A 24,192-nucleotide genomic window follows, 5' to 3' on the forward strand; every position below is an offset into this window, starting at 1 on the left:
AATAAATTTTATATATAAAGCTAATAGCAAAATCAATTTAGATATAAAATTGATTTTGCTATTTTTAAATTAAAAATAAATAAGCTTTTAATATATCAAAATTAAAATACTAACTTAGTACTAAGTTTACAACTGCAAGTATCCCTATAACCCAAAGTGTTATACTAATCTTATCAGTTTCTTTAGCTACAACATGCATTATTATATATGAAATAAATCCAAAACACAAACCAATACTTATACTATAAGTTAGAGGCATCAATAAAACTGTAACAAAAGCAGGGACTGCTATTTTACTATCAGCAAAATCGATTTGTTTTATACTTTCAAACATAAATACACCAACCATGACAAGTGCAGGTGCTGCAGCATAAGTAGGAACTATACCAAGTAATGGTGTAAATATAAGTGTAGCTAAGAATAATGCCGCTGTTACTACAGAAGCAAGTCCAGTTCTTGCACCTGCTGCTATACCAGAAGCAGATTCTCCAAATGTTGTAACTGTACTAGTTCCTAAAAACGAACCTATTAAAGTAGAAGAAACATCTGCATATAACATTTTTCCAAGGTCCTTTATTTCTCCATTTTCATCTTCAAGACCCATCTGTTTGCAACAAGTGATAAGAAATGCTAACGAATCAAACATGTCTATAAACATGAAAGAGAATATAGGTCCAATTAATGAGAATTTTAACGCTCCTATAATATCTAATTTAAAAGCAATTGGTGCTATACTTGGTGGTGTTGAGATTATTGCTGTTGGTAATTCTACAAATCCACATATAATAGATATTACTGTTGCGACTACTATACTTATTAATATTCCACCTTTAATTTTTTTGTATTCTAATATTGCCATTAAGATAAGTGCAAAAAGAGCTATTAAAACTGTTGGTGTAAAATCTGCAAGTGAAACTATTGTATCTGGGTTTGCAATTATAACCCCCATGTTTTTTAAACCAACAAAAGCAAGGAAAAGACCTATACCTGCTGAAGATGCTACTGCTAATTCTCGAGGAATTGCATCAGCAATTGTCTTTCGTAAACCTGTTACTGCGAGTGTGAAGAATACACATCCAGATAAGAATACAACTCCAAGACCTGTTTGCCATGGAATTCCTGCTCCTATAACCAATGAATATGTGAAGAATGCATTTAGACCCATACCAGGTGCTAGTGCAAATGGTGCATTTCCTAAAATTGCAAATATCAGTGTACCAATGGCTGTAGCTAATATAGTAACTGTTATAAGTGCTGCTTTATCCATGCCAGCTTCAGATAATATTGCTGGATTTACGAAAACTATGTATGCCATTGTTAAGAATGTAGTAACCCCACCTATTACTTCTGTCTTAAGGTTAGAGCCACGTTCGCTGAATTTAAACATCTTGTCTAAAAAGCTTAATGATGAATTATTTCCATCTGGTTGTACATTATTAGTGTTTGGTACCATTTTTACCTCCAAAAAACTTTAAAATATAAACAAAAAAATATATATTCATATAGATAGAATAGAATATATATTAAAGTTAACATTCTATTCATAGAAAACTCATTTAAGGTGAGTTTGTAGAGACTATTAGACCATATTACTAATATTATATGAACATTTTCTATTTGTTTTTCTGTTGTATTATATCGTAATATTGTATTATTTACAATAAATTTAAAGAAATTATTCGTTTTTTTTGTCGATTTTATAAAAAACCGAGGTCATTTTTTATAAAGAATAATTATTTCTAAAGATAAATGTTACAGAAGTATAATAAATGTTATACTTCTGTAACACTTATGCTATTAATGGAAATTCATTATAAATAAGTTTGTGATATAATTATAAATGTACTGAATACAAGAATATTTCGTAAAAACTTTTTAATATATTGAAAGTACATATAATAGCTTAATATAATAATAAAAACGAGTTTAAAAATAATATAATTTATAGTGGAGGAGAAAATGACTAAGATTATTAAAGTACAAAAGCCTAAATTTACAGGGGAATTAGAAAATGTTGAAAATATTGAAGTTATATTAGATGATATATTCAATGATGAAAAAATATTTAATAAAACTATAGAAAATGAGGTTATAAGTGATTTAGATATTACAGGAGCAAGTTTTGAATCTTGTATATTTAGAAATGTATCCTTTGAAAATTGTAATTTAAAAAAGATTGACTTACTTGATGTAGTATTTGAAAACTGTAATTTATCCAATACATCTTTCTATGGAGGAAGTATATACAGAGTTGAATTTAAAGACAGCAAATTAATAGGAGTTAGATTGGATGATTGTATACTTAAAAACGTATTGTTTAAGGATGTTTTAGGTAGATATTCTAACTTCTCGTTTTCTAAGTTCAAGATAGTTTCTATTTTAGATTCAAATTTTGAAAGTTCTGTGTTTCAGGAAGTAAAAAGTGAAAATTTAGTATTCGAGTATACAAATTTAAAAAAATCGAATTTTAATGGAACTAAACTTTCTGGAGTAGATTTTACCACTAATAATATTGAAGGTATTGAAGTAGGAATAAATGATATTAGGGGAGCTTGTTTTGATGTGTCGCAAGCAATTGATTTAACAAAACTGATGGGAATTATCATAAAATGAAAATTATATGCAAATATTAAATTGGGAAAACGTTAACAATATGAGAATTTTTACCAGATTGACATTTTTATGAAAATAAAGTAAGATTATCTTAATATTCAAAATATTTTCAAAGGGGGTAGTTTGGTGTGAGTAAGCAGATGAGAGATATTTTTATAGTTGGTTTTGCTTTGTTCTCTATGTTCTTTGGCGCAGGAAATCTTATGTTCCCTCCATTTTTAGGAATGGAATCCGGTAAAGACTGGTTAATTCCTCTTGTTGGCTTTGTTGTTGCAGATGCTGGTATAGCAATGCTTGTTATCATAGCAACAGCAAGATGTAAAGGAAGCATGGATGATGTACTTAGAAGAGCAGGTAAAGGATTAGCAAGAGTAATGAGTGTAGCTGCTCTAGCATGTTTAGCACTTCTTGTTATACCAAGAACTTGTGCAACAACATATGAAATGGGTATTATACCTATATTTGGAGACCATGGAACAGTAGCTAAAGCAGTATTTTCAGTAATATTCTTTGGTTTGACTTTAGCATTTACGATTAGGTCTTCTAAAGTTATAGACATAATAGGTAAATATTTAACTCCAGCGTTATTATTAGTATTATTTGTTCTAATTGTAAAAGGGATAATATCTCCAACAGGACCTATGAGTCCAGAACATATGATAGATAAAAATCTATTTGGTGAAGGTATATCACAAGGTTATCAAACAATGGATGCTCTAGGTGCAGCGTCTATGGCTACTATAATGTTAATGTCTATAGTGGCTAAAGGATATACATCAGATAAAGACCAAATAGGTATGACTATTAAAGCTGGTTTTGTAGCCTGTGTATTCCTTGCATTAGTATATGGTGGTCTTACTTATCTAGGAGCAACAGCTTCAACTTTATATGATACTAGCATACCTCAAGCATCTTTATTGGTTGAGATAACTAGTATACTATTATATGGTCAAGTAGGAAAGATAATTTTAGGTGTAATTGTAGCACTTGCCTGTTTAACTACTTCTACAGGTCTAACAGCATCAATTTCAACTTATTTTGAAGGAATAAGTAAAGCAACTTATAAACAACTAGTTATCGGTATATGTGTGGCTAGTATGCTTATATCTAATTTAGGTGTTGATGCTATAATAGCTATATCAGTTCCAATTCTACAAACTATATATCCTGTTTTATTGGCAATAGTTATCATGGAATTAGCTGGTAAGCATATAAAAAATGATAATGCATTTAAGGGTGCAGCATATGTTACATTACTAGTTAGTGTATTATCAGCTGTAAATGGAATGACAGGAGCTGTTCCATTTATACAAAGTTTACCACTTGCAGGTTTGGGCTTTAACTGGGTAATACCAGCTATATTGGGTGGAATAGTTGGTAACTTCATAAAAAGCAAAAAACAAATAGCATAATAATTTATAGTTAATTTAATTTTATAATATATAATTTTTTTAGTACTATGGGTAGATTTAATCAAAATCTAATCTACCTATAGTACTTTTTAGATTGGATTATAATAGTTAGCATATAATTTTTTTATAATATAATTTTTCTTTGAAGTATGATAAAATTAGTAATAGTGATAAGAAAGTACAAATTTAGGAGGTTTTAACTAATGCTTAAAAAAATAACAGCACTTATGCTATCTATATGTTTAATTATTGGGCTTACAGGTTGTAGTTTAGTTACAGGCAAAAATGATAAAGAGAAAATCATTGATGATTTCAAAGTTGCAGTAGTAACTCAACCATTATCTGAAAATAAAGTACAATACAGTATAGTAGAAGATTTAGCAAAAGAGTATAAGGAAGCTAATGAAACTGATAAAGAAAAAGATGGTGAAGCTAGAGTTGAGCGAACTATAAAACATGTTGTGTTGCCAGAAAACTTTACTTCTAATATAGATAAGTCTATAAATGAAATAGTAAAATTGACTGATGATAAAGAAATTCAGGCGATTGTAGTATCAACGGACCAAGCAGGTCTTTTACCAGCATTACAAAAGGTAAAAGAAAAGCGTCCAGAAATAATAACTATCTCAGCTCCTATGGGAGAGGACAAAAACCAATTGAGTCAATATGTAGATGTAAATCTAGGGGTTGACACAGAGGAAAGAGGAAAGTTATTAGTTGAACGTTCAAAGGAACTGGGAGCAAAAGCTTTTATTCATTATGCATCTAAGGATGATTTGAAAGATGCCAATATAGCCAAAAGACTGGAAAAAATTAAAGAGACTTGTAGAAGTTTAGGAATGCAATTTGTACAAGTTGATACACCAAATGTAAATACAGAAGAAGATAAGGGCAAAATAAAGCAATTTTTAAATGAAGATATAGACAAACAGGTTAAGAAGTATGGAAAAGATATAAATGTATTTGGTGTAAATGAGTATATGGATGAAGTTATATTAACTAAAGCTTTAGAGTTAAAATATATAGTTGCAGAGCAAAGTAATCCATCACCAACAGATACATATCCTAGCGTTATGGGATTTAAAATAGCTAAAAAAGATGCTCAAAATTATGACAAGATAAATGATATGATAAGTGAAAAGGCTAAAGCTGCTGGCATGTCAAATAGACTTGGTGGATATCCTATGCCAATGGACGCTTTTATACCATCATTAGCGACTTATCTTGCGACTGAAATGGTACTTCAAGATTTAACACAGGAAGATGTATGTGACCCAGACTATTTAGAGGCGTTTGCAGAATTAAAATTTGGGATTGGTTCAGAGTTTATACCTTTAACAGATACACTTTATAATTATCAATCAGTAATATTAAATCAATTAATATATTAATATTAAAAGCTATGAAACTAATAATAAAAATTATTACTTCATAGCTTTTTTGCTGAAGGTATCTTTTATTATTTTATAATAAGTTATAGTAAAATAAAATTTATGATTATAAATATAAATTTTGAGGTAGTAAATTTGAATTAATATAAAACTAAAATATATTATTTTCTATAATTTTTATACCTTTTTCGGTGATAGAGCTACCTTTTCTTCCTTTACCAGGAGTTAAATATTCATTAGATGTCAAATATTCTAGCATACTTCTTACTTCATATTCTGTGACATTATGCTCCATAAATTTCATGAGTTTTGTTCTTCCCATTGGCTTTATATATAACGATTTTAGGATAGAAACACATATATTTTTATCATATTGATTTAAATCATGAAATATAGAGGTATTTCCTAACATATGATGATTATTTAATTTTGAAGATATATTTTGTGGCAAGTCATTTATCGTAAGTTGATTAGAACCCATATAAGCCATATATTCAATACAATTTCTCAATTCTCTGATATTGCCCATCCAAGTATAAGAATTTAAAGCTTTTAATAGATTTTTATCGAGTTTAATATTTTTATATGGAAGTTCTTTTAAAAACGATTCTAAAAGAAATGGTATATCTTCTAATCTATTTCTAAGAGGAGGCAAATCTAATGTGAACATACTTATCCTGTAAAACAAATCCATTCTAAATTTATTTTCTAAAATTAATTTTTCTAGGTTTTTGTTTGTAGCAGCTAGTATTCTTACATCAATTGGAATAATATTTGTACCACCAATTTTTCTAATTTCCTTTTCTTGTAAAACTCTTAAGAGTTTTACTTGTAAATCATGTGGCATATCTCCTATCTCATCTAAAAATATGGTTCCAGTATGAGCTAATTCAAATAATCCTTTCTTTCCACCCTTTTTTGCTCCAGTAAAAGAACCATCTTCATATCCAAACAGTTCACTTTCAAGCAACTCACTTGGAAGTGAAGCACAATTTATTGCTACAAAAGGTTTATTTTTTCTAGGAGAATGGTTGTGTATTGATTGAGTAAAAGCTTCTTTACCAGTACCTGTTTCACCAGTTATTAGAATAGGGTTATCTGTAAGAGCCATTTTTTTTGCTTTTTTGATACAGTCTTTTATAACAGTGCTATTTCCAATTATATTATTGAACTTATACTTGGCTATATAACCTCTTTTAACAGAGTCACTTCTTATTTTTTGTTCTAGTATTTCTATCTTGCTTACATCTTTTAATGTAATTAAGCAACCTTCTATATTTTTATAAAGATAAAATGGTTTTTTTGATAGTATAAATTTTTTGTCTATTTCATCTATGTATATAATCATATTATCTATGTTTAGATTTTGAGTGATTTTATCCAAAAAACTCTTTGGTAAATATTCCATTAAAGAAGGTGATTTTATGAGCTTTTCATCTAATTCCAACATGCTTAGTAAAGATTTATTTACAAATGTAACCTTGTTGAATGTATTGAAAAATATTAACCCATCTCCAATTTCGTCAATAGTCATATAGAGTATAGTTTTTAATTTAGATATATTATCTAATGATGTATTTAAAAAATCATGACTAAGTATTTCCTTAGATAGCTTGTATAGTTTTTCTATAAACTTCTCGTTTTTTAGCTTTAATACTACTAGTAACGACATATATGTATCTAATGAAATTTTTCTCCAACCTAAGTCAACGATATTTTTTATGTATTTTGGTATAAATCTAGTCTGACCTGGTGTTATAGCTGTATCTAAATCATATATTTCTTCACAGTTTGGGTATGTTGGTACAAAATCGATATGATTTATTCCTATTTTATATAAATAAGTAGCCATTTCAAACGCTGAAGTTTTATTGGTAGTCATAAGTAATGATTTTGTACCTGGAGGTAGTTTCATCATTTTCTCATATCCAAGCTTTGAAAGTGCCTTTGTTCCATGGATAATTTCAATATCTTCCTTGAAATGCTTTATTAAAAAATTACTAGTTAAAGGTGATAGAGAAAGAACTACATCACCCTCTAAATTCTCTCTTATACCATCAAGTATGTTTTGAGTTTCTATACTTATTTCATCTCCAAAAAAGCTTATTAACTCTTCTTTGTAGTGGTCAGCATTTAATTTATCATATGTTATAAGGATTAATTTTTTTCTGTCCATTTTATTTCTCCTAACTAAGGTAATATTTAGTTTGCTTTTTTAAGAGCAGAACAAGTTATATTATACAACAAATAACATGATAAATTTATATATTTAGCTAAATAATAGGATTTTATAGGTTTTTATCCTATAAAATCCTATTTATAAAATTAGTTTGAAAAATTATATAGAAAAATATTTATAATATAAAGATTTTTCTACTGCATGACAATAAAAGATGTATAAATATAAGTTTAAAAAGTTAGCAATTGCAAGCAATTTATATGATGTAAAAAATTAACAATAAAAAAACAAATGAAAAAATATTATTATTAAAGTATTGGCATGGGTTTTGCTTAATGAAAAGGTGTACTAATAAAATTTATTTAAGCAGGAGGGAGAATTTATATGAGCAAGTTAGAATCAACAACAGAAAAAATAGAAGTTAAATGGTATGGGTATGTAGCATTAATATTAGGAGCATTATTCTTTTCAGGAATATTTAAAGATGCACCTGGAGCATTAAAAGTACTAGATTTTAATAATGTATTAGGAAACTTTGGTTCACTGGGGACAGTTAATGATGGTGTAGGTATATTAGCTGCAAACTTCAGAGGGGATGGAGGGACTGGTCCTCGTGATGGATGGCTATATGCATTAACTTTAATACCATCAGTTATGTTTGCACTTGGAATAGTCAGAGTTATAGACCACTTAGATGGTATGAAAGCAGCGCAAAAACTTCTTAGTCCACTATTAAAACCATTACTAGGATTACCTGGATTTGCAGGATTAACTTTAATAGCTAGTTTACAATCTACAGACGCTGCTGCATCTATGACTAAGGAACTTAAAGATGATGGGTATATAGATGAAAAGCAAAAAGCTGTTTTCTGTGCATTTCAGTTTTCTGGAGCATCTGCAATCACAAATTTCTTTGCTTCAGGAGCAGCATTGTTTCCATTTATAGGCGATGTTCCAATATTTATACCACTTGCCTTAATCTTAATTATGAAATTTGTTGGAGCAAACTTACTTAGATTATACTTAAATAAATTCGAAAAGGAGGAAGCTTAATATGAGTGATATAGCAAAAAAAGAGGTGAAAGTTAAAAAAGGAAATGTGATAGATGCATTTATTGGTGGAGCTAGAAACGGGTTTCAAATAAGCACAAATTCAATGGCTCCAAATGTTATATTTGGTTTTGCTATAATTTCTATATTCAATTTAACTGGTCTTTTGGATATAATAGGAACAATTTTCACACCTGTAATGAGCATATTTGGACTTCCAGGTGTTGCAGCAACTGCAATAATGACAATATTTATATCAATGGGAGGAGCTTCTGGGGTAATAGCTGGCTTGTTTACAGCAGGTCAAATAAATCAAGCACATGTTGCAATACTTTTACCAATGTTATTACTTTCAGGAGCTCAGATACAGTTTATGGGTAGGTTGTTAGGAACAGCCGAATTAAAAACTAAATACTATCCACATATGTTTATAATAGCAACTTTAAATGGATGTATTGCAATGATTATAATGAATTATTTTGTAGTATAGACAACATATGGAAAAGAGTAATATAAGGTAAAAATTAAAATTTATGGAGGTATTATATTATGGAAAATAATAAAAGTTATATTGACTATGTACATAAGGTGTATGATTATTTACATACAATTCCAGAAAAAGGATTTGAAGAATACAAGACATCTACATTTATTTTAGAAGAACTTAAAAAAATGGGATTTGAAAATATAGATGAAGGTGTTGCAGGAACTGGCATTATAGTAACAATAGACTCAAAAAAAGAAGGGCCCGTATTTGCGATAAGAGCAGATATAGATGCATTAGAATTTATAATAGATGGAGAAAAGAAAATGATACATGCTTGTGGTCATGATGGTCACACTTCCATGCTTCTAACAGCTGCAAGTTTAATAAAAGAGAGGGACTTAGTAAAAAAAGGAAAACTTAAAATAATTTTTCAACCAGGTGAAGAAAAACTTTATGGAGCATTACTGTTGGTAGAGTATGGAGAGAAGAAGAATTAAAAAAAGTCGTAGAAATATGCAAAAAATATGACTTGTGGATAATAGCAGATGAAATACACTCTGACTTAATTCGAAAAGGATTTAAACATATTCCTTTACAATCATTATGCCCAGAATATAAAGAGAAAATAGTCACATGTATAGCTCCAAGTAAGACATTCAATTTAGCTGGAATGCAATTATCCAATATAATAGTGAATAATAAAGAGTTAAAGAAGAAGTATCAAGATGAAGTTACAGCTGTTGGAGTTGGTACTTCACCAAATCCTTTTGCTATTGTAGCTACTATTGCAGCATATAATGAAAGTGAAGACTGGCTTGATGAATTAAATGAATATCTAGATAATAATATAAAATTTATTGATGAATACTTAAAAGAATACTTACCAAAAGTTAAACTTGTTTATCCAGAAGGGACATATCTAGCTTGGCTAGACTTTACTGCTTATGGATTAAATGAAGTAGAACTTGAAGATTTAATGTTTAAAAAAGCCAATGTATTATTTGATGAAGGTTATATATTTGGAAAAGAAGGTATTGGGTTTGAAAGAATAAATGTAGCATGCCCACAATCTCTATTAAAAGAATGTATGGATAGATTAAAAACTACATTTGAAAACTTATAAAACATGGGGAAAAATGTATAAAGTATATAAAAAATAAAAAATAATAAACTTGACAAAATTTAACTAATCACTTATCATACTATTATGAATAAATAGAAAACACAAAAGTTAACTTTTATTAAAGTAAAAATAAAACTTTAAAGACGTTGAAAGGAAGAGTAGGTATAGAATGTAATTAAAGCGAGTTGGTGATGGTGTGAGACCAATATGAAGTCTATAGTGAAGAACATCCTGGAGTTGCTAACTGAAATTTTAAAAGAGTAGGCTTAGTCGGAACCAAACCGTTATCATATTGGGATGTATCGAGTAATATCTGTACATTATGAGCTGGGTTTGAATCTATTTCAAACTAATCAGGGTGGTACCGCGGAAAAGCAACCTTTCGTCCCTTTTTATAGGGATGAGAGGTTTTTTTAATGGAAAAATATATAGAATATAGGGAGTGAATAGTATGAGTACAATAATACCAAAAGATTATAAAAGCAGTCTAAATGTAATTGATACACAAGTAGCCATAAAAAAATTAAAAGATTTCTTTGAAATGAGATTGAGTAATGAGTTAAATTTAATAAGAGTTTCTTCACCACTATTTGTATTGCCTGAAACAGGTGCAAATGATAATTTAAATGGAGAAAAAGCAGTAAGCTTTGATATACCATTTATGGATAAAAATGCAGAAATTGTTCAATCACTTGCAAAATGGAAGAGATTAGCTCTTAAAAAATATGGTTTTGCAGTTGGAAGTGGTTTATATACAGATATGAATGCAATAAGAAAAAATGAAGAATTGGACAATATACATTCTTTATATGTAGACCAATGGGACTGGGAATTAGTTATAGAAAAAAGTAGCAGAAATGAAAAAACTTTAGAAGACGTTGTAAAAAGATTATATGGAGTATTTAAAGATACTGAAATATTTGTGTGTAGTATGTATGAAGGTATAAAAGAAATTTTACCAGAAGAAATAACATTTATAACATCACAGGAATTAGAAGATATGTATCCAGAGTTATCGCCAAAAGATAGAGAAGATAAAATTGTAAAAGATAAAAAAGCTGTATTTATAACACAAATAGGAAAGACATTAGTATCAGGAGAAAAACATGATGGAAGAAGCCCTGATTATGATGATTGGGAATTAAATGGAGATATACTATTTTATAACCCTGTTCTAGATTCTGCATTAGAATTATCATCAATGGGAATTAGAGTTGATGAAGAATCACTAGATAGACAGTTAAAGCTTGCTGGATGTGAAGATAGAAAAGAATTTGATTATCATAAAATGCTTTTAAATGGTGAGCTTCCATATACAATTGGTGGAGGAATTGGTCAATCAAGAATCTGTATGTATTTCTTGCAAAAGGCACATATAGGGGAAGTACAAGTTGGAGTATGGCCACAAGATATGATTGAAAATTTTAGAAACTCAGGAATTGAATTGTTATAATTAAAAATAAATTAATATTATTGTGAAAATTATAAATAATTTAAAATACTTAAGTTATTATATAACTGTCCATATGTAATCAATACAATTTAAGTATAAACTAATTAATAAAATTTATATCTAAAATATTCATCAAATTAATTATATCGGTTATAATGTAGAGTAACCTATGATTATAAGAGGTGATAAATATGGAACTTTTAAAAAGATTTATTGATATAATTTTAGATACTTTAAAAAAAATTTTAGTAAGATTTAAAAATGCTAAGTTTGGATTACTTTTTATATTTGATTTACTTAAACTACCAGATTTTATGACAGATAAAAGAATAAATATAATTGATAAGGTCAAAGTAGTTTCTGTATTAGTTTTTACTGTATCCTACTTTGTATCTGGTATTGATATAATACCTGAAATGCTCGCTGGAGCATTTGGATTTATAGATGATGCTATAGTATTAATTTGGAGTATAGGTATTGTGAATGAAGAAATTAATAAGTACAGAATTATTGCAAAACAGGATAAACATTCAAATATAATTGAAAATGTAGAATTTTCTATAAAAGATGAAGAAGAATAACATTTTATAAGTGTTATGCTTAGATATTATACAATATTAAGTGCTGCTAGATAGTAGTAAAATACTGCTTTTTACTACTGTCTAGTAATAAATATTTGACTGACATCTAACTGACAAATAAAAAAATATATGATTAACTGACATCTTACTGACATAGAACTGACGATTATTTAAATAAGATTTTACTTAAATTATCAGAAGCTTCTTTGTCCATTTCTTCTAAAACATGAGAGTATTTATTCATAGTTATTTTTATATCTGTATGCCCCAATCTTTCTGATATAGTTTTTATATTAGTTCCCGATAATAGCATCAAAGTTGCATTTGTATGTCTAAGTTCATGCAATTTTATATATCTGAGATTATTAGAAAGTAACAATCTTTTAAAAGGCTTAAAAAACATTTGTTGAGTCCAAATTTTGTATTTTGAGTTTAGACATACTAGGTCTAATTCATTTTTCAATATTCCTTGCAATTTTAATTTGTTTTGTTTTAGCTTTTCTTCTTTTAATAAATTTATTAATTCATCAGGTGCTGATAATGCTCTTCTTGATTTAGCTGTTTTAGGCGATTTAAAAGTTACTTTACCATCAACATGTACCATTGTTTGTTTTACATGTATAATGCCTTTATTAAGTTCAACATCACACCATCTAACTCCTACAGCTTCTCCAAAGCGTAGACCAAGTCCTAGCATAAAATAGATAGGTATAGCTAGATTAGTATCAAGACACTTTTCTAACAGTATCTGAGCCTCCTCTTTGGTATAAAAATTAGTTGTAGATGCATTTTCTTTATTTGGAGTTATTACAAACTTAGAAACATCTTCTTGTATTTCTCTAAGTCGATAAGCTTCATGCAATAAAGCATTTAAAAAACTAATCGAATTTTTTGCGGAATTCAAAGAATATTTTTTATATATTTTATTGACATATGTTTGTAAAAGGTTTGGACTAATATCAATTAATTTTATATCTTCAAAAAAAGGTTGGATGTGATTTCTAATTATACTTTTTCTGTTTCTTAAAGTATATGGAGAAAAGTCATCCTTTTTTTCCTCTATGTATCTATAGCATCTGTCTACAAGCGTTACAGTGTTTGGAGCAACAAACTTATTATTGTTTATAGTAGATTTTATTTCAATTAAATGTTTTTCAGCATCCTTTTTCTTTTCATAACTTCCATAACTTTTTTGTTTCTTTTTCCCAGTTTCTTCTTCCACATACTCCACATATACATGAAATTTTTCTCCTCTTTTTCTTATAAAAGCTGATTTGATATTCATATGTACACTCCCTTTATAAGTTTTGAATAAAATTTATATAAAAGAGCAGTTAGACTGCTCTAATTATATCTAATGAATATTAAGATGATTTTTTAAAGCTTCTTGAAGTATCTGAGAAAAATTAACCTTATTTTTTTCAGCTTCTCTATTAAGCCATTGTGGGATAGTAAGAGTTTTTTTAACAGAGTAATTTTCTATAGCTTTTCTGTGAATAGGCATATATATCTCTATTAAAGTTGGTATTTGATTTTTCTCTAAAATTAAGTTATCTATAGTAGTTGCACTTGGAATTATGTCATTGTCTTCTTCCATGCCATACAGATGTAGCCCTAGAGCTTCTTTTGCCATTTTTAAGGCTTCTTCTGTTGTATCTGCACATGTAAGGCAACCTGGCAAATCAGGAAATTCTACAGAGATACCATCGCTATCATAGCTTAGTATAGCAGGATATAAATATATATCTTTTTTCATTTTATCAACTCCTTACAGTTATATTATAAAACGTGCTTATATACGTGTAAATAAGAAGAATAAACTAAAATAGAAATTTAAATGTAATATATAGGTAAAATATGTAAGAATTATATGTTATAATATTTTTAGCAAGGAAAATAAAATTGAAAAGCTAAGGGTGATTTTCTCATATAAACGCCAAATTCCAATATAGGAAGGAGGTGAATTTATGTGTTAATTAACTTTTTATTGAGTATAGTTGCTGGTATTGTATCAGCTTACATTTATGACAAAATAAAAAATCACCCAAACGCCAATAAGGGTGATTTAAAGAAATAACTTTTAAATTCTAATCAATTAGAGAAATTCACCTTTTACAAAGTAAATTTTATCTCCTTGCTATTATTATATCACAAATTGGTACAGATATTCAAAAATAATATTTTATTAAATTATAATTGTTTGAATATATTTAAGCTAATTTATTATTTAATTCTTGTATTTTTAACGTTTGTCTATATTCTTGTGCTTCTGCTAATTTCGTATATTCTACAGTCTTATCGAAATTTTTCTCAACTTCTGACCTTATTTCATCAAGAGTAACTTCGAAGAATTCTTTTCTATTATTTACCTTATTAACTCTTTTATTATCAAAAGCTTTATGTAAAGCTGACTCTAATTTAGGCGCATCTTCACTAAATATAGTCGCATGTATATCGTATTTGAAAGGAACTGATGCACTACTTAATTCATTTATTCTCTCAGTTGGGTCTAATCTTCTAGTTACTCCTATTTTATATATATTTTCTCCAAAACTACCAATATTGGAGATTATGTATACATGTCCTGCTCTTGTATTTTGTTCTCTATTTAATACATCATCTAAATTTTTTGATAGTAAAGCTAGTTTTTCTTCTATAGAATTGATTTTTTGTTCCCATTCTAATTTGTCGTTTTCATCTTCTGGTATAGTTGATTTTAGTCTAAGTAATTCATTCTTAAATTGTAATTCTTCTTTTTTTAGTTTTCTTTTTTGATTTTCTATTTCTTTTTGAACAAGAGCTTCTTCTTTCATTTGTTCTCTCAAAGCTCTTTGTTCTTCTTTTTCTTCTTCTTTCATTTGAAGGTATTCATAATATAAATAAAGCTCATCTATTTTCAAATTAAGATAGTTTTCTTTTATAGAAACTTTATTTGAAGTATTTAATTTATTTGTATCAGTAAATGCTTTTCGTATTCTTTTTTCTACAGCATCAATATTTTTAAAACTAACTTTTGACATAGCAATGTCACACTCACTATTGAAGAGCTTAAGAGCTGTTTTAATATTTTGATTAGTCATAGTTCTACCTTTTTGAACGCTTCCATCAACAGTCCAAGAATCAGAATATTTTACACCTGTTTTATTTCTTATTAATAGTTTTTGCATTTCTCTTATTTCTTTTAATTTTTCCATATACTCGTCAGAATTCTCAAAATCATATTTTGGATTATATAATCCGAATGATTGAAGTAGAACTTCATCTTCAGTCTGTATTAATTCCTCTGATAGCCTTTTTAGCGCTTCTTTTTTATTTTTTAAAGTTTCATTTATATCTCTAAGTTCTTCCCTCTCATCTTTTAATTCTTCTAAATGAGAGTTTAAAGTATTAATATTATCCTTAAGTATATTTTTATCCTTTATAAGATTATCAAGTCTTTCTTTTTCTATTTTTAATTCTTCAATAAGTTTAAATTTATCTTGGTTTTCTGAATCAAATTTATCGATTTCAGTTTTCTTTTTATCTAATAGATTGGATAATTCTTTTAAAGTTTTTTCATTTGATTCACATAAATCTTTAAAGTATTTTTCTTTCATTTTAATTTCATCATTTAATGAAATATATTTATTATTGATTTTTTCGACATCAGATAATAACATACTAATACTATCTTTATGTTTTTTCATTATCTTATTTCTTTTGAATAAGAATATTATTGCAACTATAAATGATATAGAGTATGTTGAAAATGTAGAAAGAATTAGTAGGGATATAGTCCATAAAGAGTAGTACCAAGGTATCCTGAAATTAAGATTTTTGATTTTTTCATCGTTGATGAGTAAATCACTTTTTAACTGTTCATTTTCATTGTTCATATTAAAACTCCTTTTTATTTTTTTGTTCTACTTTATGATAATAACAATTTAAGTATATAAAATTTTATGCATAATTTCCATATATTTGCAAAAAAACGTAAGAATAAAACAAAATGGTAATTATTTAAAAGAATTCAATTGGATTATAAGGATATGTTAACCGAAATTAAAAAATAATAGAGCATTCTTACACGTATGTTATCAGTATTTTGAGCATAAAGAAAAGCCATTTAAAATGAGTTTTAATCATTTTAAGTGGCTCTTTTTGCTATTTTAGATATTCTTTTGAACATTCAATCCAAGCATCAATACCATCAATTAAGTGAATTAATTCGCCATAAATATGTTCTGAACCAAATTCATTTTTCATGTACATTATCCATTTTTTTCTACCTTGCAATTTAACTTTACCAATGAAGTTGCCTGAAGCATCAAATGCGTTGAATACTCCATCTGACATTCTATCAAAGACAAAATTATTTTTTAATTCATTTTCATACATTTTAATTTTAAGTATATTAAAAAAGTAGATTTCATTTTCATTAATTTTGAAGTTGTAATTTTTATTATTAATTTCGAATGGTATTGATTTGTTATTTTTAACAATGTCTATATAATGTAAATTTTTATTACTACTACTATCAGTCTCACTATATATTATAGTAGAGTGATTGTATATTACATCATTTATACTATTTATGGCATTATTAATTTCTATATTATCAATTTTTTCTCCTACTAAACGCTTTACTAGTATAGAAGTTTTGGCATTATTTCCTAACATATCACAAAGTATATAGGATGATTTAATTATATTATCTAAGAGTATGTCTTTTAAGTTTATGTCTAATTCTTTTATGGTTTTGTAAGACCTAATTTGTGCAGGTGTAATTTTATGACTTTCCCAGTTTACATTAATTCCTCTTGGGATATTTTTAGAGGATTCATATTTACAAATTAAGTTATATGCGTCCTCATATTTATCAGTATAAATTAATTCTAAACACTGGTCTTCTAGGTCAATGTTTTTAGTAGCAGATTTATGTACATTTTTCAACAGCTCTTTTCCTTTATCTGTTAAAGCATAATATTTGTTGGAGCTACTAAAAAAAATAGATAAATCTTCACATGAGATTTCTTTTTCTATCCTTTCTATTAATTCAGCCTTTTTACCAGTTGATTTAATATTATTAGATTTTAATATTTCTTTCAATTCAGAAACTGTTAATTTAGTAAGGTCTTCAATGTAATTTGAAATCTTAAGATAATCCATATTGAAAAACTTAGAAATTAAATATGAATAGTTAATATTATATTCATATGTCCAATAAGCTGCTATATAAGGCTCACATATATTTTCTCCAATTATGTATTTTAAGAAAGATTTTTCTATTGATGTAAGTGGTTTAGTATCTGTTTCTAATATATTGCTTTGTGGGTTAAACTCACTAACACTATTAGTATGTATATCATATAAAGCATCCGATTTTTCTCTTGCTTGTTTTTCTAGTTCATATAAATCTGTTGTATCATTATAACCCACATTCAATACTTTATTAATTTCATTTGTTACTTCTACATTATGAGATGAAATAGAATTACATTCTTGTGAAGGTGTCATAGTGTTATTATAGGTTTGTTTTGATTTATTTGATTTTTCATTGCAATCAATATTATTTTTGTTTTTATTTTTTCTAAATAGATTTAAAATGCTCATAAAAAATTACTCCTTTCTGGATTTAATTAATTTCTAATATATTTTATCTTATGATAGTAATTTAAGTATATAAAATTTTCCATACAAAGAATATATATATTGGGAAAAATATAGAATTAAATATTTTTAAAAGAATACTATATTTACAAGTTATAAAAAGTAAAATAAGCATCGTGTTAATTATTATAAAAAATATTATAAAAATAGGTTTTCATAAAAAAATATAATAAAAAACTCGATTAATAATATATTCAATTGGAAAAAACTTACAACTGACTACAAAATTCGATTTTTTCATTACAATTCCGAGTTTTTTATTGCATTAACAAATCAAAAGTATTATTATGTAAGTAAGATAATTATCAAAGACAATTCTGAATAATCTAAAAATATTTCTAGAAATAAAAGGATATAATTACATAAGCTTTATTAAAAATTGTTGGGAGTTTTTAACTAAAAATAAGAACGTAAGTTCTTGCAAGAGGGGGATGGTATATGTGCAGTATTCAAAAAGATTAATATTAGAACTAGAGAATTTATTTAAAAACTTTAAAGAAGTTGAGGAAGAGGAATTTGAGAAGTATAAAAAGATGTTGAAAGAAGAGAAAGAAAAAAGAGAGGTATAGTTCCTCTCTTTCAAATATGTTATATTTATCAGCTTTAATTGCCATTATGTTTAATATTTTTTTCTGTTACAAATACTTTTGCGATTTTTAACATTTTATCTCTAGTCTCTTCATCTAAGCTAAGAACTATTTTTATTAGCTCTTTTATATCATCTGGACTATTTAAATTATCTATAAATTCATAGCTTTCATCAATATTTAGTTTTTCTGTATCTGATAAACCAAGAATATAATCAGTAGATACATCAAAGATTTTAGCAAAGATTATTAGCTCCTCATCTCTTATTGCTCTTTCCCCAGATTCTATTCTATTCATAACACTTGTATTTATATTTGCTTTTTCAGACAATTCTTTTTGTGACATATTCATATTTTCTCTAAGATATTTAATTCTTTGACTTACATTCATCTATAATCACCTCGAAAATTTTCTATTATGGAAATATAATAGCATATTTTTCTATAATAGAAATAAAAAATTTCTAAAATAAATATAAAAAAGTCTTGAATTTCTATTTTAGAAATGATATTATTGAAATATAGAAATTGCTAAAATAGAAATTGGGGTGAATGTATGAAGAAAATAAACCATGATTTTATAAAAAAAAGAAGAAATACATTAAATTTATCTTTACAAAATGTTGCAAAAGAATTAGGTTTTAAAAACGCATCAACTTATTTTAAATACGAGACAGGTCAATATTCAATTAGAGCTGATATGTTGCCTAAATTATCTAAGATACTTGATTGTGATATAGAAAATTTTTTTACAAATTAAATTTCTAAAATAGAAATTTAATGAAGGGAGTAGATAAATATGAATAACTTACAAGTAATAGAAAGAAACAACGAAAGAGTTCTAACTACACAGCAACTAGCAGATGTATATGAAACAGATGCAAGAAATATAAGTAACAATTTCAATAATAATAAAGAGAGATTTATTGAAGGTAAACATTATTTCTTATTGCAAGGTGATGACTTAAAAAATTTTAAAGGTATTCATACAGAATATGAAAACCTAAAGTTTACTTCTAAAATGTATCTTTGGACTGAAAGAGGGGCAAATAGACATTGCAAGATTCTTGACACAGACAAAGCTTGGGAGCAGTTTGATAATTTAGAAGAAACATATTTTAAGGTTAAGCAACACAAACCATCTTGTATAGAAGATGTATTAATAGAAAGTTTAAAAGAAATGAAAGATTTAAGATTACAAGTTAATCAAGCAAATAATATAGCATTAGAAGCAAAAACAGAAGTTAAAACAATAAAAGAAGTTGTTTCATTAAATGCTACAGACTGGAGAAAGGATACACAACAACTAATTGCAAGAATAGCAAAACAGCAAGGTGGTTTTGAACATATAAACATGCTTAGAAGAGAAAGTTACGAGTTACTAAACAATAGGTTTGGAGTTGACTTAAATCGAAGATTAATCAATAAAAGAAGAAAGATGGCAGAAGAAGGGGTATCTGAATCTAAAAGAGATAAGGTGAATAATTTAGATGTAATACAAGACGATAAAAAGCTTATAGAGGGTTATGTGACCATTGTAAAAGACATGGCTTTAAAATACGGAATATCAAGTGATTTAAGTAAGAATTAGTTTAAATTGAACTAGCACTTTGAAAATTAAATATAGAATAAAAATATCTCCCTTAAAAGTTTTTTAAAGAGAGATAAACACTTTATTTTGTAACTATTTGAATACATGATGGATGAATGCAATAGTTTTTATCTTTGTAATCTACAGAAACATAATTACTAGAGTACATCTCATCAAGGTTCCCATTAATATATTCTACTGCATTACAACCATTTATAGTGCCAATATCAGTTATATCAATCCAGTTATTAAATATCTTAACATAAACAAATTTCATGATAACACCAGCTTCCATTAGAATTTAAGTTAATTATAACATGGTGTATTGAGATAATGTGTTAAGAAATAGATACAGGATATTCAAAAAGGAGTGAACTATATGAGAGAAAAGATAGAAGAAATAGAGAAAAGAATAACCATGCTTGAAAACCAATTACAAGCACAGTTATTTAGCCAGTTAATAGCTCAATCAAATAGTGATTTTATAGATTGCATGTACCAATGTATGGTTTTGTATTTACATGAGATGAATAAAAAAGAAAAAAGAAAAATTAGTGAAATTACTAAAGAAAGAATTAGGAAATAAGGATAATATTTACAACTTAAAACCTATTCTTCTAGCAGGTTTTAAAGGGTCAGTTTTCCTTACTGAAGTTATCATAAAGTTTATTTGTGATGTGTGTTGAAGAATTTCAGAATAAACTCCATTTACTATACCATAGTAGTGAATTAGGCAAGGATTATGATAACCTATTTCTTCAACAATCATTAATACATCTTTTCCGAAATTAGTCAGTTTTAGAGCAATTTCATGTTCATCATCAAGTTCTTTTTCAAATTCTTCTATGGATTTAAGAATAATTTCATATTGAAATTCAGCATAGAAAAAATGCTCTGTATTAGAAGTATCAGAGACTGACTTTCTTATAGCTTCTTGCAATTCTTTAGATATTTTGTTTGGAAATTGCATAATACACCATCCTCTTAAAAATTTTAGAATATATTCCATATTTATATTATACCATGTAGAACTGAGGTGATTAAGTGTTAATAGGTGACAATATAAGTCAAATACTAAGAAAAAGAAATATAAAACCTTATAAATTAGCAAAAGAATTGGGGATAGATGTAAGTGGATTCTATAAGATTTTAAGAAATGAAAAGAAAAATCCAACCATAAACACTTTAATAAAAATAGCTGACTATTTAGACATTACATTAGATGAATTAGTTGGAAGATAGGAGTGATAAAAATGAAAAATAAAGAAAAAGCATTATTACTTAGAGCAGTTCTAATTTTAATTTTCTACTTTTTAGGAATTGAATTTAGCAAAGTTTTCTTTAAATAATAAATCTACATATACAGAAAGGGTGAGATAAAAATGAGCACAGCATTACAATTCATAGACACAAAAGATTTAGTGCAAGAATTAATGCAAAGAGATGATACAACAGACATCATAAAGATGTTTTTAGATAGAGAAGGAATTAAAAGAATGGATTTAGTTACAGTAAAGGAGTTCCGTGAGTACCTAAAAGTGTCTGATTCAACTGCAAGAAACATGATAAGAGAAGCAATGGCACAAAAACATTATACTGTAATTCCTTTGGGTAGTTCATATAGGATAGATTTGATTTCTTTTGAAGAATATGTAATGAAAAATGCAATGAAAGATAGAAATGTAATGAAAAAGAGAAAGGGGGTGATTTAAATGACTCTAAGATGGTTTCTAAGATTCTGTAAAAAACATAAAAAAGTACCTACACCAAAATTTTATATAGAGTGTATAAGTTATATGGAAGAATGCAAGCAAAGAGGTCTTGAACTTTAAGGGGGATTGAACATGGAAGTAACTAAAAGATTTTTAGAATATAAGATACAGGCTCTAAATGAGAGTATAGAATATAAAAAGTCAATTGGATATAAGTGTAGAGCAGATGAAAAAGAATTAGGAGCATATGAGGATATTTTGCTTATGCTAAATTCAGAAATTGAATCAATAGGAGGAGTGGAAAATGAAAAGTAGACAAGAATTAATCAAAGATATAGAAAAATACAGAAAAGCACAATACTTAATATATTTAGATATAGTACAAAGAGCATGGGCAAATAGAAGTCTTACAACAGATGAGCAAGACAGAATTAAGCATGAAGCATATGCAGAGTACAAAAGGATAGAAAGAGATACAGAAGAAGCAGAAGAACTGCTAATGAGAGAAGAATTTGAAACAGATAGACCATTAAGTGTTCAAATAATGTAGAAAAGAGCCACTGCAATGGCTCAATTCAAAGGTAAATCAAAAAAATTATAGCTATATTATAGCACAAGGGGGAAGAAATGAAAACTAGAAATGAGATAATTAAGGATTTAGAAAATAGATTATTTATATTAAAGTTTACTAGATTTGAAGGAATAGAAGCAGAGCAAGCTTTAGGAAGTATTGCAGGACTAGAATATTGTATAAAAAGGCATAAAGAAAATTGGACAATAGAGCAGTTTAAAAAAGATTTAGAAAAGCAAAAATCAGATGGTTTATATGGGGACTATATAGATGGATGGGAAGGTGTTTTAAAAAGAAATATAAAGGATATGGAGCGTGGTGGAATTGGAATCTAATAATATTTACATTAAATTGATGGATGTAAGAGTTAAGTTCAGTAAGTTAAATCTAAAGAAAAGTGGAGAGAATAAGTTCGTTAACTTCAAGTATTTTGAGTTAGCAGACTTCTTGCCACAAGCGACAGAGCTATTAGAAAAAGCCAAATTATGCCCTATAGTAGTTTTTACAAATGACTATGCAACATTAACACTAATTAATGGAGAAAACCCAACAGAACAGATTGTATTCACTTCTCCAATGAGAAATTTACAGTTGAAGGGTTCTAATGAGTTGCAAGCACTAGGAGGTATAGAAACCTATCAAACTAGATATTTGTATATTCAGTTACTCAACATAACTGAGAATGATAGTTTTGATGCAGTAAGTGGAAAAGAAACAGCTAAGAATAATTTAAATAATAATGTTCAACAAGATAAAAATACAAGTGAAAGAATAATAACTGATAAACAAATAACTAGATTGTATGCAATAGCTAATAGCGTTGGAGTTAATAAAGCATTATTAAAAGAACAGATTTTTAAACAATTAGGAAAAGACATAAAAGATTTAAATAAAAGTGAATATGATGCTGTTTGTACAGCTTATGAGAAACAAGCCTTTAAAGGTGCATAAATAGGAGGTGATAAGATGGCAAAGTATAGAATTTTACAAGCTAACTTTTGGGATGATGCTTTTGTACTAGATTTAACTCCTGAAGAAAAATATTTTTATAATTATTTGCTTACTAATGGTAGAGCAAGTCAATGTGGGTGTTATGAACTGCCTTACAAAATCATGGAAATGCAAACAGGATACAACAGAGAAACTGTAGAGAAGTTAATAAAAAGATTTATAGAGTATGGAAAAATAAAATATGATTCTGAAACTAAAGAAATATTAATCATAAACTGGAGTAAACATAATTTTTCTAAAAGTCCAAAAGTGCGTACTTGTATCTTAAAAGAGGTTGAAGCCATTAAAAATAAAGAGTTTAGGGAGTATATGTATAGAGTATGTATAGACTATGGATACCCTATCGATACAGTATCTATAGACTATGGGGAAAAAGAAAAACAAAAAGAAAAACAAAAAGAAAAAGAAAAACAACAACAAAAAGAAAAAGAAGAAAAATATTTGGTGGTTGTGGATAACATAAAAAGATATTTTGATTTAGAATCTAAAGACATTGAAAAAATTGTTGATGTATTCATACATACAAAGAGAGATATAAATTATCTAATAGAGAAGCTAGAGCTAGTTAAAAATACAGATAATGTAAAAAGTATCACAGGTTATCTTATAACAGCTTTAGAGAGGGATTTTGAGCTTATACCAAGTAAGCATAATAAGAATAAGTTTCATAACTTTAATCAGACTTTTGACAAATACACAGATAAAGAATTATGTGAGATGTCTAAGAGAGGTCAACTTGAAAAAAGTAAATTTGGATAAGTTAAATAATCTAGGGAGTAGTT

At 27.4% G+C, this 24,192-nt stretch carries 29 protein-coding genes, 1 riboswitch and 1 other annotated feature; of the genes, 20 read left to right on the forward strand and 9 right to left on the reverse strand.

What is annotated here, in order from left to right; genetic code table 11:
- Positions 1 to 109: 109 nt before the first annotated feature.
- Positions 110 to 1,453, reverse strand: a complete 1,344-nt coding sequence (locus IC213_RS00105; protein ID WP_227432365.1) for an NCS2 family permease — start codon at positions 1,451 to 1,453, stop codon at positions 110 to 112.
- A gap of 71 nt (positions 1,454 to 1,524) precedes the next feature.
- Positions 1,525 to 1,626: riboswitch (purine riboswitch) on the reverse strand.
- A gap of 333 nt (positions 1,627 to 1,959) precedes the next feature.
- Here IC213_RS00105 and IC213_RS00110 point away from each other — a divergent pair.
- From IC213_RS00110 to IC213_RS00120, 3 genes are all read left to right on the forward strand, one after another.
- Positions 1,960 to 2,613: a pentapeptide repeat-containing protein gene (locus IC213_RS00110; RefSeq protein WP_227824247.1), complete on the forward strand. Its 654-nt coding sequence runs from the start codon at positions 1,960 to 1,962 to the stop codon at positions 2,611 to 2,613.
- 140 nt (positions 2,614 to 2,753) lie between these two features.
- Positions 2,754 to 4,025 (forward strand): branched-chain amino acid transport system II carrier protein, encoded by a 1,272-nt coding sequence (gene brnQ, locus IC213_RS00115; RefSeq protein ID WP_227862850.1) that lies wholly within the window; start codon positions 2,754 to 2,756, stop codon positions 4,023 to 4,025.
- 203 nt (positions 4,026 to 4,228) lie between these two features.
- Positions 4,229 to 5,416: a DUF3798 domain-containing protein gene (locus IC213_RS00120; RefSeq protein WP_227862565.1), complete on the forward strand. Its 1,188-nt coding sequence runs from the start codon at positions 4,229 to 4,231 to the stop codon at positions 5,414 to 5,416.
- 151 nt (positions 5,417 to 5,567) lie between these two features.
- On the opposite strand, the gene IC213_RS00125 is transcribed toward IC213_RS00120, so the two are convergent.
- Positions 5,568 to 7,592: a sigma 54-interacting transcriptional regulator gene (locus tag IC213_RS00125; protein ID WP_227862566.1), complete on the reverse strand. Its 2,025-nt coding sequence runs from the start codon at positions 7,590 to 7,592 to the stop codon at positions 5,568 to 5,570.
- Positions 7,593 to 7,979: 387 nt separating this feature from the next.
- On the opposite strand from IC213_RS00125, the gene IC213_RS00130 reads away from it, so the two are divergent.
- The 6 genes from IC213_RS00130 (at position 7,980) to IC213_RS00155 (ending at position 12,289) form a co-directional block, all read left to right on the forward strand.
- Positions 7,980 to 8,648, forward strand: coding sequence for a nucleoside recognition domain-containing protein (locus IC213_RS00130; RefSeq protein ID WP_227482733.1), 669 nt, complete (start codon positions 7,980 to 7,982; stop codon positions 8,646 to 8,648).
- Position 8,649: 1 nt separating this feature from the next.
- A complete protein-coding gene (locus IC213_RS00135; RefSeq protein ID WP_227862567.1) occupies positions 8,650 to 9,135 on the forward strand; it encodes a YjiG family protein in 486 nt (161 codons plus the stop codon).
- A gap of 59 nt (positions 9,136 to 9,194) precedes the next feature.
- A complete protein-coding gene (locus tag IC213_RS00140; protein WP_227862568.1) occupies positions 9,195 to 9,629 on the forward strand; it encodes a M20/M25/M40 family metallo-hydrolase in 435 nt (144 codons plus the stop codon).
- Between the two features lie 32 nt (positions 9,630 to 9,661).
- Positions 9,662 to 10,255 carry an aminotransferase class I/II-fold pyridoxal phosphate-dependent enzyme gene (locus IC213_RS00145; protein WP_227862569.1) on the forward strand — a complete coding sequence of 198 codons (594 nt, stop codon included), beginning with the start codon at positions 9,662 to 9,664 and terminating at the stop codon, positions 10,253 to 10,255.
- Between the two features lie 137 nt (positions 10,256 to 10,392).
- Positions 10,393 to 10,648 (forward strand) — a binding site (T-box leader).
- Positions 10,649 to 10,706: 58 nt separating this feature from the next.
- Positions 10,707 to 11,708 carry an aspartate--ammonia ligase gene (gene asnA / locus IC213_RS00150; RefSeq protein WP_227862570.1) on the forward strand — a complete coding sequence of 334 codons (1,002 nt, stop codon included), beginning with the start codon at positions 10,707 to 10,709 and terminating at the stop codon, positions 11,706 to 11,708.
- A gap of 191 nt (positions 11,709 to 11,899) precedes the next feature.
- A complete protein-coding gene (locus IC213_RS00155; RefSeq protein ID WP_227835287.1) occupies positions 11,900 to 12,289 on the forward strand; it encodes a YkvA family protein in 390 nt (129 codons plus the stop codon).
- 166 nt (positions 12,290 to 12,455) lie between these two features.
- Here the strand turns inward: IC213_RS00155 and IC213_RS00160 are convergent, their stop codons facing one another.
- The 4 genes from IC213_RS00160 to IC213_RS00175 all read right to left on the reverse strand — a co-directional run bounded on the left by IC213_RS00160 (position 12,456) and on the right by IC213_RS00175 (position 17,881).
- A complete protein-coding gene (locus IC213_RS00160; RefSeq protein ID WP_227831658.1) occupies positions 12,456 to 13,574 on the reverse strand; it encodes a site-specific integrase in 1,119 nt (372 codons plus the stop codon).
- A 69-nt stretch (positions 13,575 to 13,643) separates the two neighbouring features.
- Positions 13,644 to 14,045, reverse strand: coding sequence for a type II toxin-antitoxin system HicB family antitoxin (locus tag IC213_RS00165; protein WP_227831657.1), 402 nt, complete (start codon positions 14,043 to 14,045; stop codon positions 13,644 to 13,646).
- A gap of 454 nt (positions 14,046 to 14,499) precedes the next feature.
- Entirely contained in the window at positions 14,500 to 16,164 is a 1,665-nt protein-coding gene (locus IC213_RS00170; protein WP_227831656.1) for a DUF4041 domain-containing protein, read from the reverse strand.
- Between the two features lie 268 nt (positions 16,165 to 16,432).
- The gene (locus IC213_RS00175) at positions 16,433 to 17,881 is read right to left on the reverse strand and encodes an SAP domain-containing protein (protein ID WP_227831655.1); all 1,449 of its coding nucleotides are present in this window, start codon (positions 17,879 to 17,881) and stop codon (positions 16,433 to 16,435) included.
- A 497-nt stretch (positions 17,882 to 18,378) separates the two neighbouring features.
- Here IC213_RS00175 and IC213_RS20865 point away from each other — a divergent pair, with 497 nt between their 5' ends.
- Entirely contained in the window at positions 18,379 to 18,507 is a 129-nt protein-coding gene (locus tag IC213_RS20865; protein WP_255618924.1) for a hypothetical protein, read from the forward strand.
- 34 nt (positions 18,508 to 18,541) lie between these two features.
- Here IC213_RS20865 and IC213_RS00180 read toward each other — a convergent pair whose 3' ends face one another.
- Complete coding sequence (locus IC213_RS00180) at positions 18,542 to 18,916, reverse strand: helix-turn-helix domain-containing protein (protein ID WP_227862571.1); 375 nt, start codon at positions 18,914 to 18,916, stop codon at positions 18,542 to 18,544.
- Positions 18,917 to 19,081: 165 nt separating this feature from the next.
- On the opposite strand from IC213_RS00180, the gene IC213_RS00185 reads away from it, so the two are divergent.
- The gene (locus IC213_RS00185; protein WP_021423652.1) at positions 19,082 to 19,285 is read left to right on the forward strand and encodes a helix-turn-helix domain-containing protein; all 204 of its coding nucleotides are present in this window, start codon (positions 19,082 to 19,084) and stop codon (positions 19,283 to 19,285) included.
- A 39-nt stretch (positions 19,286 to 19,324) separates the two neighbouring features.
- Positions 19,325 to 20,116 (forward strand): ORF6N domain-containing protein, encoded by a 792-nt coding sequence (locus tag IC213_RS00190; RefSeq protein WP_227862572.1) that lies wholly within the window; start codon positions 19,325 to 19,327, stop codon positions 20,114 to 20,116.
- Between the two features lie 82 nt (positions 20,117 to 20,198).
- Here IC213_RS00190 and IC213_RS00195 read toward each other — a convergent pair whose 3' ends face one another.
- Positions 20,199 to 20,393, reverse strand: a complete 195-nt coding sequence (locus IC213_RS00195) for a hypothetical protein (RefSeq protein WP_227853341.1) — start codon at positions 20,391 to 20,393, stop codon at positions 20,199 to 20,201.
- Positions 20,394 to 20,495: 102 nt separating this feature from the next.
- Here IC213_RS00195 and IC213_RS00200 point away from each other — a divergent pair, with 102 nt between their 5' ends.
- A complete protein-coding gene (locus IC213_RS00200; protein ID WP_227862573.1) occupies positions 20,496 to 20,702 on the forward strand; it encodes a hypothetical protein in 207 nt (68 codons plus the stop codon).
- A 9-nt stretch (positions 20,703 to 20,711) separates the two neighbouring features.
- On the opposite strand, the gene IC213_RS00205 is transcribed toward IC213_RS00200, so the two are convergent.
- Positions 20,712 to 21,086, reverse strand: coding sequence for a DUF6173 family protein (locus IC213_RS00205; RefSeq protein WP_227862574.1), 375 nt, complete (start codon positions 21,084 to 21,086; stop codon positions 20,712 to 20,714).
- Between the two features lie 74 nt (positions 21,087 to 21,160).
- Between IC213_RS00205 and IC213_RS00210 the strand changes: the two genes are divergently transcribed.
- From IC213_RS00210 to IC213_RS00240, 7 genes are all read left to right on the forward strand, one after another.
- Positions 21,161 to 21,358, forward strand: a complete 198-nt coding sequence (locus IC213_RS00210) for a helix-turn-helix domain-containing protein (RefSeq protein WP_227862575.1) — start codon at positions 21,161 to 21,163, stop codon at positions 21,356 to 21,358.
- 140 nt (positions 21,359 to 21,498) lie between these two features.
- Positions 21,499 to 21,828: a helix-turn-helix domain-containing protein gene (locus IC213_RS00215; protein ID WP_227836282.1), complete on the forward strand. Its 330-nt coding sequence runs from the start codon at positions 21,499 to 21,501 to the stop codon at positions 21,826 to 21,828.
- Positions 21,829 to 21,960: 132 nt separating this feature from the next.
- Positions 21,961 to 22,143: a hypothetical protein gene (locus tag IC213_RS00220; RefSeq protein ID WP_227862576.1), complete on the forward strand. Its 183-nt coding sequence runs from the start codon at positions 21,961 to 21,963 to the stop codon at positions 22,141 to 22,143.
- Positions 22,133 to 22,378 (forward strand): hypothetical protein, encoded by a 246-nt coding sequence (locus IC213_RS00225; protein WP_227836280.1) that lies wholly within the window; start codon positions 22,133 to 22,135, stop codon positions 22,376 to 22,378. The genes IC213_RS00220 and IC213_RS00225 overlap by 11 nt, the downstream gene beginning before the upstream one ends.
- A 77-nt stretch (positions 22,379 to 22,455) precedes the next feature.
- Positions 22,456 to 22,734, forward strand: a complete 279-nt coding sequence (locus IC213_RS00230) for a hypothetical protein (RefSeq protein WP_227862577.1) — start codon at positions 22,456 to 22,458, stop codon at positions 22,732 to 22,734.
- A 19-nt stretch (positions 22,735 to 22,753) separates the two neighbouring features.
- Positions 22,754 to 23,350, forward strand: a complete 597-nt coding sequence (locus IC213_RS00235; RefSeq protein WP_227862578.1) for an ERF family protein — start codon at positions 22,754 to 22,756, stop codon at positions 23,348 to 23,350.
- A gap of 15 nt (positions 23,351 to 23,365) precedes the next feature.
- Complete coding sequence (locus IC213_RS00240; RefSeq protein ID WP_227862579.1) at positions 23,366 to 24,169, forward strand: hypothetical protein; 804 nt, start codon at positions 23,366 to 23,368, stop codon at positions 24,167 to 24,169.
- The last annotated feature ends 23 nt before the right edge of the window (positions 24,170 to 24,192 follow it).

The organism is Clostridioides sp. ES-S-0049-02, assembly GCF_020658465.1.
Lineage (GTDB): Bacteria > Bacillota > Clostridia > Peptostreptococcales > Peptostreptococcaceae > Clostridioides.

Coding starts and splice junctions, on each gene's coding strand:
- IC213_RS00205 (WP_227862574.1), bottom strand. CDS start 21,086: ATGCAATTTCCAAACAAAATATCTAAAGAATTGCAAGAAGCTATAAGA.
- IC213_RS00200 (WP_227862573.1), top strand. CDS start 20,496: ATGAGAGAAAAGATAGAAGAAATAGAGAAAAGAATAACCATGCTTGAA.
- IC213_RS00130 (WP_227482733.1), top strand. CDS start 7,980: ATGAGCAAGTTAGAATCAACAACAGAAAAAATAGAAGTTAAATGGTAT.
- IC213_RS00175 (WP_227831655.1), bottom strand. CDS start 17,881: ATGAGCATTTTAAATCTATTTAGAAAAAATAAAAACAAAAATAATATT.
- IC213_RS00240 (WP_227862579.1), top strand. CDS start 23,366: ATGGCAAAGTATAGAATTTTACAAGCTAACTTTTGGGATGATGCTTTT.
- IC213_RS00215 (WP_227836282.1), top strand. CDS start 21,499: ATGAGCACAGCATTACAATTCATAGACACAAAAGATTTAGTGCAAGAA.
- IC213_RS00235 (WP_227862578.1), top strand. CDS start 22,754: ATGGATGTAAGAGTTAAGTTCAGTAAGTTAAATCTAAAGAAAAGTGGA.
- IC213_RS00220 (WP_227862576.1), top strand. CDS start 21,961: ATGGAAGTAACTAAAAGATTTTTAGAATATAAGATACAGGCTCTAAAT.
- IC213_RS00140 (WP_227862568.1), top strand. CDS start 9,195: ATGGAAAATAATAAAAGTTATATTGACTATGTACATAAGGTGTATGAT.
- IC213_RS00125 (WP_227862566.1), bottom strand. CDS start 7,592: ATGGACAGAAAAAAATTAATCCTTATAACATATGATAAATTAAATGCT.
- IC213_RS00190 (WP_227862572.1), top strand. CDS start 19,325: ATGAATAACTTACAAGTAATAGAAAGAAACAACGAAAGAGTTCTAACT.
- IC213_RS00105 (WP_227432365.1), bottom strand. CDS start 1,453: ATGGTACCAAACACTAATAATGTACAACCAGATGGAAATAATTCATCA.
- IC213_RS00155 (WP_227835287.1), top strand. CDS start 11,900: ATGGAACTTTTAAAAAGATTTATTGATATAATTTTAGATACTTTAAAA.
- IC213_RS00225 (WP_227836280.1), top strand. CDS start 22,133: ATGAAAAGTAGACAAGAATTAATCAAAGATATAGAAAAATACAGAAAA.
- IC213_RS00165 (WP_227831657.1), bottom strand. CDS start 14,045: ATGAAAAAAGATATATATTTATATCCTGCTATACTAAGCTATGATAGC.
- brnQ (WP_227862850.1), top strand. CDS start 2,754: ATGAGAGATATTTTTATAGTTGGTTTTGCTTTGTTCTCTATGTTCTTT.
- IC213_RS00185 (WP_021423652.1), top strand. CDS start 19,082: ATGAAGAAAATAAACCATGATTTTATAAAAAAAAGAAGAAATACATTA.
- IC213_RS00160 (WP_227831658.1), bottom strand. CDS start 13,574: ATGAATATCAAATCAGCTTTTATAAGAAAAAGAGGAGAAAAATTTCAT.
- IC213_RS00180 (WP_227862571.1), bottom strand. CDS start 18,916: ATGAATGTAAGTCAAAGAATTAAATATCTTAGAGAAAATATGAATATG.
- IC213_RS00135 (WP_227862567.1), top strand. CDS start 8,650: ATGAGTGATATAGCAAAAAAAGAGGTGAAAGTTAAAAAAGGAAATGTG.
- IC213_RS00195 (WP_227853341.1), bottom strand. CDS start 20,393: ATGAAATTTGTTTATGTTAAGATATTTAATAACTGGATTGATATAACT.
- IC213_RS00110 (WP_227824247.1), top strand. CDS start 1,960: ATGACTAAGATTATTAAAGTACAAAAGCCTAAATTTACAGGGGAATTA.
- IC213_RS00230 (WP_227862577.1), top strand. CDS start 22,456: ATGAAAACTAGAAATGAGATAATTAAGGATTTAGAAAATAGATTATTT.
- IC213_RS00120 (WP_227862565.1), top strand. CDS start 4,229: ATGCTTAAAAAAATAACAGCACTTATGCTATCTATATGTTTAATTATT.
- asnA (WP_227862570.1), top strand. CDS start 10,707: ATGAGTACAATAATACCAAAAGATTATAAAAGCAGTCTAAATGTAATT.
- IC213_RS00170 (WP_227831656.1), bottom strand. CDS start 16,164: ATGAACAATGAAAATGAACAGTTAAAAAGTGATTTACTCATCAACGAT.